The sequence below is a fragment of the Dietzia massiliensis genome (assembly GCF_018390595.1).
GTDB lineage: Bacteria > Actinomycetota > Actinomycetes > Mycobacteriales > Mycobacteriaceae > Dietzia > Dietzia massiliensis.
In genome coordinates this window covers 71865-80883 of record NZ_JAHBAV010000008.1, presented here as the reverse complement: position 1 = coordinate 80883, position 9019 = coordinate 71865, and the positions used below count along the sequence as shown (strand labels likewise).

Annotated in this window: 7 protein-coding genes; all 7 read left to right on the top strand. The window is 70.8% G+C overall.

The window, feature by feature from the left end; all coding sequences use genetic code 11:
* Nucleotides 1-52: 52 nt before the first annotated feature.
* The 7 genes from KHA85_RS03855 (at nucleotide 53) to KHA85_RS03825 (ending at nucleotide 8819) form a co-directional block, all read left to right on the top strand.
* Nucleotides 53-1255, top strand: coding sequence for an acyl-CoA dehydrogenase family protein (locus KHA85_RS03855; RefSeq protein ID WP_213184854.1), 1203 nt, complete (start codon nucleotides 53-55; stop codon nucleotides 1253-1255).
* Nucleotides 1252-2850: an acyl-CoA carboxylase subunit beta gene (locus tag KHA85_RS03850; protein WP_213184853.1), complete on the top strand. Its 1599-nt coding sequence runs from the start codon at nucleotides 1252-1254 to the stop codon at nucleotides 2848-2850. Before KHA85_RS03855 ends, KHA85_RS03850 begins: the two co-directional genes overlap by 4 nt.
* A gap of 11 nt (nucleotides 2851-2861) precedes the next feature.
* A complete protein-coding gene (locus KHA85_RS03845; RefSeq protein WP_213184852.1) occupies nucleotides 2862-4904 on the top strand; it encodes an acetyl/propionyl/methylcrotonyl-CoA carboxylase subunit alpha in 2043 nt (680 codons plus the stop codon).
* Between the two features lie 5 nt (nucleotides 4905-4909).
* The gene (locus tag KHA85_RS03840) at nucleotides 4910-6091 is read left to right on the top strand and encodes an acyl-CoA dehydrogenase family protein (RefSeq protein ID WP_213184851.1); all 1182 of its coding nucleotides are present in this window, start codon (nucleotides 4910-4912) and stop codon (nucleotides 6089-6091) included.
* Nucleotides 6092-6131: 40 nt separating this feature from the next.
* Entirely contained in the window at nucleotides 6132-6941 is an 810-nt protein-coding gene (locus KHA85_RS03835; RefSeq protein WP_213184850.1) for an enoyl-CoA hydratase family protein, read from the top strand.
* 82 nt (nucleotides 6942-7023) lie between these two features.
* Nucleotides 7024-8157, top strand: coding sequence for an NDMA-dependent alcohol dehydrogenase (locus tag KHA85_RS03830; protein WP_131885278.1), 1134 nt, complete (start codon nucleotides 7024-7026; stop codon nucleotides 8155-8157).
* An 11-nt stretch (nucleotides 8158-8168) separates the two neighbouring features.
* A complete protein-coding gene (locus KHA85_RS03825; RefSeq protein WP_070720664.1) occupies nucleotides 8169-8819 on the top strand; it encodes a TetR family transcriptional regulator in 651 nt (216 codons plus the stop codon).
* The last annotated feature ends 200 nt before the right edge of the window (nucleotides 8820-9019 follow it).

Genomic DNA, 9019 nt, shown 5'->3' with positions numbered 1-9019 from the left:
CCCCCGTGCCCACCACCGCCGATGCCGCCCGCGCGGCCGCCGAGGAGAACGCGTGACCATCCCGCGCAGTACCGCCCCCACCGTCCCACCTCATGTACCCGGGGACCCCTGGTACACCGACGAACGTCTCGCCCTGCGCGAGACCACGACCCGCTTCGCCGAGCGCGAGATCCTGCCGCACCAGGACAAGTGGGAGGCCGCCGGAGCGATCCCCCGCGACGTGCACCGCGCGGCCGGTGACCTCGGCCTGCTCGGCGTGTCGTTCCCCGAGGAGGTCGGCGGCGGCGGGGGAGACATGCGCGACTCCCTCATCGTGTGCGAGGTCCTCCACGAGGCGGGCGTGTCCGGCGGGGTCTTCGCCTCCCTCTTCACCTGCGGCATCGCCACCCCGCACCTCGCCCAGTCCGGGCGCCCCGACCAGATCGACCGGTGGGTCCGCCCCACGCTGGCCGGCGAGATGATCGGCTCCTTGGCCATCACCGAGCCCGGCGGGGGCTCGGACGTCGGACACCTGACCACCAGCGCCCGCCGGGACGGCGACCACTTCGTCGTCAACGGAGCCAAGACGTACATCACCTCCGGTACCCGCGCCGACTTCGTCGTCACCGCGGTCCGCACCGGCGGCGAGGACCTACCCGGTGCGTCCGGCGTCAGCCTCCTGGTGATCCCCACCGACACCCCGGGGTTCCACCGCTCGCCCCCGCTGGAAAAGCTGGGCTGGCGCGCCTCGGACACCGCGGAGTTGACCTTCACCGACTGCCGGGTGCCGGTCGAGAACCTCGTCGGCGAGGAGAACGACGGGTTCGCGCAGATCGCCATCGGCTTCGTGGGCGAGCGGATCGCGCTGGCCGCCCAGGGCTACTCGCACGCCCAACGCTGCCTCGACGTCACCCTGGCCTGGGTTCGCGAGCGCGAGACCTTCGGCCGCCCGCTGCTGTCGCGCCAGGCCGTGCAGAACACGGTCACCGAGATGGCCCGTCGCGTCGACGTGGCCCGCACCTACACGCACCGGTGCGCCGACCTCGCCGTCGCCGGGCACGACGCCATCGCCGAGGTCTGCTTCGCCAAGAACACCGCCGTCGAGTGCGCCGAATGGGTCGCCAACCAGGCAGTGCAGCTTTTCGGAGGGCTCGGCTTCATGGCCGAGTCCGAGGTGAGCCGCCAGTACCGCGACGTCCGACTCCTCGGCATCGGCGGCGGCACCACCGAGATCCTCACCACCCTCGCCGGACGACGTTTGGGGTACACGGCATGACCATCCTGCGGTCCACACTGGACACCACCAGCGCCGAGTTCGGCGCAGCGAGAGAGGCCATGGAGGGCAAGCTGGACCAGCTCGCCACCGACCTCGAACCGGCGCTGGCCGGCGGCGGCGAGCGCAAGGTCGCCCGCCACCGCGAGCGCGGCAAATTCACCGCCCGCGAGCGGATCGACATGATCCTCGACCGCGAGTCGCCCTTCCTCGAACTGTGCGCGCTCGCCGCGTGGGGCTCGGACTTCCAGACCGGCGCCTCCGTGGTCGCCGGGATCGGGGTGGTCTCCGGTGTCGAGTGCCTGCTCATCGCCAACGACCCCACGGTCAAGGGCGGCACCTCCAACCCCTGGACCCTGCGCAAGATCCTGCGACTCAACGACGTCGCCATGAAGAACCGGCTCCCGGTCATCAGCCTCGTCGAGTCCGGCGGCGCCGACCTGCCCACGCAGAAGGAGGTCTTCGTCCCGGGCGGCGGTCTGTTCCGTGACCTCACCCGGCTGTCCAAGGCCGGCATCCCCACCATCGCCGTCGTGTACGGCAACTCCACCGCCGGCGGCGCGTACGTGCCCGGTATGAGCGATCACGTCGTCATGATCGAGGAGCGGTCCAAGGTCTTCCTGGCCGGCCCTCCGTTGGTCAAGGCCGCGACCGGGGAGATCGCCGACGAGGAGACTCTCGGTGGCGCCGACATGCACGCGCGGGTCTCCGGGCTGGCCGACCACCTCGCCGTCGACGAGTCCGACGCCGCGCGTATCACCCGCGGCATCGTCCGCCGCCTCAACTGGACCAAGGCCGGGCGCGCCCCGCGCGCGGACGTGATCGAACCGCTCTACAGCGCCGACGAGCTCCTGGGGATCGTGCCCGACGACCTCAGGATCCCCTTCGACCCGCGCGAGATCATCGCCCGCATCGTGGACGGCTCGGACTTCGACGAGTTCAAGCCCCTCTACGGCGCGAGCCTGTGCACCGGGTGGGCCGAGATCCACGGCTACCCGATCGGCATCATCGCCAACGCCCGCGGCGTGCTCTTCAGCGAGGAGGCCCAGAAGGCCACGCAGTTCATCGAACTGGCCAACCGCTACGACACCCCGCTGCTGTTCATGCACAACACCACGGGCTACATGGTCGGCTCGGAGTACGAGCGCGGCGGCATCATCAAACACGGCGCCATGATGATCAACGCCGTCTCCAACTCCGAGGTCCCGCACCTGTCGCTCATCACGGCCGCGTCCTACGGCGCCGGCCACTACGGCATGTGCGGCCGCGCCTTCGACCCGCGATTCCTCTACACCTGGCCGAGCGCCAAGTCCGCGGTGATGGGCGGCCAGCAGCTCGCCGACGTCGTCACCTCGGTGGCGGCCGCCGCGTCGGCCGCCCGTGGAGAGGAGATGGACCCCGAGACCATCGAGGGGCTCAAGGCGGCGATCGCCGACCAGATCGAGTCCGAGTCGTTGCCGGCGTTCCTGTCCGGGATGCTCTACGACGACGGCGTCATCGACCCCCGAGACACCCGGACGGTGCTGGGCCTCAGCCTGTCCGCGATCCACTCCGGAGAGGTCGCCGGAACCGACCGCTTCGGCGTCTTCCGGATGTGAGGAACGAGACCATGAGCACCACACCCATCACGTCCGTCCTGGTGGCCAACCGCGGCGAGATCGCCCGGCGCGTCCACCACACCGCCCGCGCGCTCGGGATGAGCACCGTCGCCGTCTTCTCCGACGCCGACGCGGACGCGCCCCACACCCGCGAGGCCGACGCCGCCGTCCGCCTGCCGGGCAACACCCCGGGAGAGACCTACCTGCGCGGCGACCTGGTGATCGAGGCCGCGAAGGCCGCCGGCGCCGACGCCGTCCACCCCGGGTACGGCTTCCTGTCTGAGAACGCCGGGTTCGCCCGCGCCGTCATCGACGCCGGCCTGACCTGGGTCGGCCCACCCGTCGCCGCCATCGAGGCGATGGGCTCGAAGATCGAGGCCAAGAAGATGATGGCCGGCGCGGGCGTGCCGATGCTCACCGACCTCGAACCCGCCGACGTCACCGCCGACATGCTCCCCGTCCTGATCAAGGCCTCCGCCGGTGGCGGTGGTCGCGGCATGCGCGTCGTCCGCACCCTCGACTCGCTGCAGGACGAGATCGCCGCCGCGCAGCGCGAGGCCGGGTCGGCCTTCGGTGACGACGCGGTGTTCTGCGAGCGCTACCTCGAGCGCGGCCGGCACATCGAGGTCCAGATCATGGCCGACGCCCACGGCACGGTCTGGGCGGTCGGGGAGCGCGAGTGTTCCATCCAGCGCCGACACCAGAAGGTCATCGAGGAGGCCCCCAGCCCGCTCGTCGATCGCACCCCCGGCATGCGGGAGAAGCTCTACGAGGCGGCGCGCAGCGCCGCCGCCGCGATCGGGTACACCGGCGCCGGCACCGTGGAGTTCCTGGCCACCGACGACGGCGAGTTCTTCTTCCTCGAGATGAACACCCGACTCCAGGTGGAGCACCCGGTCACCGAGGCCACCACCGGTCTGGACCTCGTCGCCCTCCAGTTCGACGTGGCCGCAGGCCTGCCGCTGCCGTCCGCCGAACCGCCGGCCGCCCACGGATGGTCGCTCGAGGCGCGCCTGTACGCCGAGGACCCCGCGAACGACTACGCGCCCGGGTCGGGGACCCTGTGGGCGCTCGACGTTCCGGGCGTCTCCGCGCGGTTCTCCGGGCCGCAGCGCCCGGGCATCCGCCTGGACAGCGGTGTCGAACCGGGCCCCGACGGCGCCCTGATCGGCGTGCACTACGACCCCATGCTGGCCAAGGTGATCTCCTACGGACGCACCCGCGCCGAGGCCTGTGCGTCCCTCGCCGGGGCACTGTCCCGCGCGAAGGTCCACGGCCTGACCACCAACCGCGCGCAGCTCGTCCGCGTACTGCGCCACCCCGAGTTCATCGCCGGCAACCTCTCGACCGCGTTCCTCGACGATCACGGCGCCGAGTCGCTGGCCGCCCCGCTCGCGGACCCCGAGGCGGTGCGGATCTCCGCCCTGGCCGCCGCGGTCGTCTCCGGCACCGCCGATCACCTCGCCGGACCGGTGGCTCGGGCACAGCCCGGGTTCCGCAACGTCGGTCGCACCCTCCAGAAGCGCACGTTCCGGATCGGCGAGGACGAGCTCGAGGTGAGCTACCTCCGCGACCGCTCGGGCCCCCGTCCGGACGGTGAGCTCGCCGACGTCGTCAGCATCGAGGACGTGTCCGCCGACTCCGCCGTCCTCGCGATCCGGGGGGTGCGCCGGGTGTTCACCGTGGCGCGCTACGAGACACCCGGCGCCGACACGGTCGTCGAGGTCGACTCGCCGCTCGGCCCCGTCTCGCTCACCGAGCCGCCCCGGTACACCGACCCGGCCACCGAGGTCGCGGCGGGGTCCCTGCTCGCACCCATGCCCGGCGCGGTCATCCGGGTGGCCGTCTCCGTCGGGGACACCGTCACCGCAGGCCAGCCCCTGTTGTGGATGGAGGCCATGAAGATGGAACACACCATCGCGGCCGCCGTCGACGGAGTCGTCACCGAGCTCCCCGTGGAGGTCGGCACCCAGGTCGAGTCGGGAACGGTCCTCGCCGTCGTCACCGAACCCGGCACCCACACCGACAGCACCGACGCCACCACCCAGGAGTAATCACGATGACCGACGTCTCACAGATCCCCAACCCCGTGATCGACACCGACGAGCAGGCCCAGCTCCGGAAGGTCGCCTACGACCTGGGCTCGCGCTACGGGCTCGAGTACATGCGATCCAAGTCCGACGCGGGTGAGACCACAGACGAGCTGTGGACCGAGGCCGGGAAGCTCGGCCTGCTCGGCGTGAACCTGCCCGAGGAGTACGGCGGCGGCGGCGCCGGGATGACCGAGCTCGCGATCGTCGAGGAGGAGCTCTCCGCCGCCGGCGCCGGGCTGCTCATGATGGTGGTCTCTCCGGCCATCAACGGCACCATCATCTCGCGGTTCGGCACCGAGGAGCAGAAGAAGCGCTGGCTGCCGGGCATCGCGTCGGGCGAGACGATCACCTCGTTCGCGATCACCGAACCCGACGCCGGGTCCAACTCGCACGCCATCACCACGACGGCCCGTCGCGACGGCTCCGACTTCCTCATCTCCGGCCAGAAGACGTACATCTCCGGCGTCGACCAGGCCGACGCGATCCTCGTCGTGGCGCGCCTCGAGGGCTCCACCTCCGGTCGGCTCGAACCGGCGTTGTTCATGGTCCCCACCGACGCGCCCGGCCTCGAGCGGACGCACATCCCCACCGAGGTCCGCACGCCCGAGCGGCAGTTCCAGCTGTACTTCGACGACGTCCGCGTGCCCGCCGAGGCGCTCATCGGCGACGGCGACACCGCCATGCTCATGCTGTTCGCCGGCCTCAACCCCGAGCGCATCATGGCCTCCGGGATGGCGTGCGGTACCGCGCGCTTCGCCCTGGACCGGGCCGCGAAGTACGCCAACGAGCGCGCCGTGTGGAAGACCCCCATCGGCGCGCACCAGGGTGTCGCCCATCCTCTCGCGCAGTGCAAGATCGAGGTGGAACTCGCGCGGCTGATGATGCGCAAGGCCGCCGCCCTGGTCGACGCCGGCCGCGACGACCTCGCCGGGGAGGCCGCGAACATGGCCAAGTACGCCTCCGGAGAGGTCTCGGCCCGCTCGGTCGACCAGGCCATCCAGACCCTCGGCGGCAACGGACTGTCGGTCGAGTACGGCCTGGCGGGGATGCTCGCCGCGTCCCGGCTGCCCCGGATCGCGCCCGTCAGCCGGGAGATGATCCTCAACTACGTCGCCCAGCATTCGCTCGGGCTGCCGAAGAGCTACTGAGGGGCGTGACATGAGTGACCAGGCGATGAGTGATCGGACCATGAGTGATCAGGCCGGGGCCGGTCGGTCCCTGGTGCGCTACGAGGTCTCCGGCGGTGCCGCCCGCCTCACCCTCGACTCGCAGCACAACCGGAACGCCATCTCCACGGCTCTCGTCGAGCAACTCCATGCCGCGCTCGATCGCGCGGCCGACGAGGACACCGCCCGGGTGGTGGTGCTCGGGCACGCGGGCGGCACGTTCTGCGCCGGGGCGGACCTCTCGGAGGCCTCGGCCGCCGGTTCGGAGAGCACTCCGGAGGAGCAGGCGGCCGAGCGGACCCGGATCTTCCTGAACCTGCTGCGGGCGATCGTGTCCCATCCCAAACCGGTGATCGCGGCCGTCGACGGACACGTCCGTGCAGGCGGGATGGGACTGGTGGCGGCATGCGACTTCGCGCTGGCCGGCCCGGCCTCGACGTTCGCACTGACCGAGGTCCGCCTCGGTCTCGCCGCGGCCATGATCTCGGTACCGCTGGCGGCGCGCGTGAACTCGCGTGACCTCACCCGGGCACTGCTGACGGGCGAGAAGTTCGATGCCGCCCATGCACGGGCGATCGGGCTGCTCTCCGAGGCCGTGGAGGACCTCGACCCCGCCGTCGACGAGCTCGTCGCGGCGTTCAGGCCCTGCTCACCACAAGGCCTCGAGGAGAACAAGGCCCTGCTCAGCGCACCATTGCTCGCCGAGTTGGACGCCCGGGGCGAGGACCTGGCGGGCATCACGGCCCGCCTGTTCGGTACCTCCGAGGTCGCCGAGGGGATGACGGCGTTCCTGGAACGCAGACAGCCCTCCTGGGCAGCAGAGTCGGAGTAGGTTGGGCTGTGACACTGGTCACATGACCGGTGTCACATCATCCTTTCTCGCTCATCACCCTTTCTCATCCGAGGAGACACGAATGCGCACCAAGGCCGCCATCATCCGGGAGCCGAAGCAGGACGGCTGGGAGATCGTCGACGTCGACATCGACGATCCCAAGGCCGGGGAGGTCCAGATCAAGCTGGCAGCGTCAGGCCTCTGCCACTCCGACGAGCACCTGCTCACCGGCGACCTGCAGTTCGAGTCCTACCCGATCATGGGCGGTCACGAGGGGGCCGGCGTGATCACGAAGGTGGGGGAGGGGGTGATCGGACTCGAGGAGGGCGATCACGTCGTCCTGGCCTTCATCCCCGCCTGTGGGACCTGCCCGCCCTGCTCCGAGGGGCTGCAGAACCTCTGCGACAACGGCGCCGGCCTGCTCAGCGGGCGGGCGATCAGCGACGGCGGGTACCGGGTCCACACCGCGGACGGGACCGACGTCGCCACCATGTGCGTCCTCGGCACCTTCGCGCCCCACGTCACGGTGCACCAGTCGTCGGTCATCAAGATCGAGAAGGACATCCCCCTCGACAAGGCGGCCCTGCTGGGTTGTGGCGTGTGCACGGGCTGGGGATCCGCCACGGAGATCGGCGGCGCCAAGGAGGGCGACATCGTCGTGGTCGTCGGCGTGGGCGGCATCGGCATCAACTCCGTGCAGGGCGCGGCGGCCGCGGGCGCCCGCGCCATCGTCGCGGTCGACCCGGTCGAGTTCAAGCGGGAGAAGGCCGTGGAGTTCGGCGCGACCCACACCTGCGCCTCGATGGACGAGGCGATGGGGCTGGTGGGGGAGATCAGCTGGGGCCGCATGGCCGACCTCGTCATCCTCACCATGGGCGTCGTCGAGGGCAAGGACCTGCTCCCGGGGCTGCTGCTCACGGGTAAGGGGCGGCGGTGCGTGGTGGTGGGGCTCGGCGACATGAACGCGGTCGACGCCCAGATCTCGATCCTCGACCTGGCGATGCAGCAGAAGACCCTGCAGGGGGCTATCTTCGGCGGCACCGGTCCGCGCAAGCAGATCCCACACCTGCTGCACCAGTACCGGGCGGGCAACCTCAAGCTCGACGAACTCATCACCAAGACCTACCGGCTCGAGGAGATCAACCAGGGCTACCAGGACATGCGTGACGGCAAGAACCTCCGCGGTGTGATCATCTACGACGAGCAGGACTGGTAACAGGAGGACCGATGACGGCACCAGAGCAGCGCGCGCCAAAGCAGGACCGCAGCCGCATCACGCGGGAGCGACTGCTCGGTGCCTCCATCGACCTCCTCGCCACCCAGGGCTGGGCGGCCACCACCGTCGGGGCGGTGGCCGCCGCCGCCGGCGTCTCACGGGGCGCCGCCCAGCACCACTTCCCGACCCGCGAGGACCTCATCACCGCCGCGCTCGGGCACATGATCGAGCAGCGCATCTCCGACGTCCGACGTGGCGGACTCGACCTGCCCGAGCCCGGCCCCGAGCGCACCGTGGCCGTGGTGGGTTTCATCGTCCAGCACTACACCTCGGACCTGTTCAAGGCCGCCCTGCACGTATGGACCGCCGCGGCGAGCGATCCGGCGCTCCGCGACAGGGTCCTGCCCCTCGAGAACCACATGTCCCGCGAGGTGCTGGCCATCGCCGCGGCGGCACTCGGCCGCGACGCCGGCGACGTCCGCGTGCGACGCGGGCTCCAGACCACCCTCGACCTCGCCCGCGGGCTCGGCCTCGCCGACGTCCTCTCGGATGACTCCGAGAGACGTGAGAAGATCGTGCGGTTCTGGGCGCAGACCCTCGACGGCGTCCTCGCGGAGACCCCCGGGTCGCCGGCCGGGGACGTCGCTAATGCCTCATTTTGACCGCCACTCCTTCCGGCGGTTAGGCTTGACCATCGTGCTCGCAGTATGCGAGCTGGAGGATCGTGCCCTGTAGGCCAGCGAGAGCGGCTGACGAGGTCGCCCGTGCGCGGCGACAGGTGCGCGAGAGTCCGGATACGAGCCATGTCCCAGAGACCGGTGGTCGCCCCCGACGGAGGCCGCCAGCTAGAGAAAGTCGGTTC

Excerpts from the sequence above, each read along its gene's own strand:
- KHA85_RS03850 (WP_213184853.1), top strand. The coding sequence starts at position 1,252 with ATGACCATCCTGCGGTCCACACTGGACACCACCAGCGCCGAGTTCGGC.
- KHA85_RS03845 (WP_213184852.1), top strand. The coding sequence starts at position 2,862 with ATGAGCACCACACCCATCACGTCCGTCCTGGTGGCCAACCGCGGCGAG.
- KHA85_RS03840 (WP_213184851.1), top strand. The coding sequence starts at position 4,910 with ATGACCGACGTCTCACAGATCCCCAACCCCGTGATCGACACCGACGAG.
- KHA85_RS03835 (WP_213184850.1), top strand. The coding sequence starts at position 6,132 with ATGAGTGATCAGGCCGGGGCCGGTCGGTCCCTGGTGCGCTACGAGGTC.
- KHA85_RS03830 (WP_131885278.1), top strand. The coding sequence starts at position 7,024 with ATGCGCACCAAGGCCGCCATCATCCGGGAGCCGAAGCAGGACGGCTGG.
- KHA85_RS03825 (WP_070720664.1), top strand. The coding sequence starts at position 8,169 with ATGACGGCACCAGAGCAGCGCGCGCCAAAGCAGGACCGCAGCCGCATC.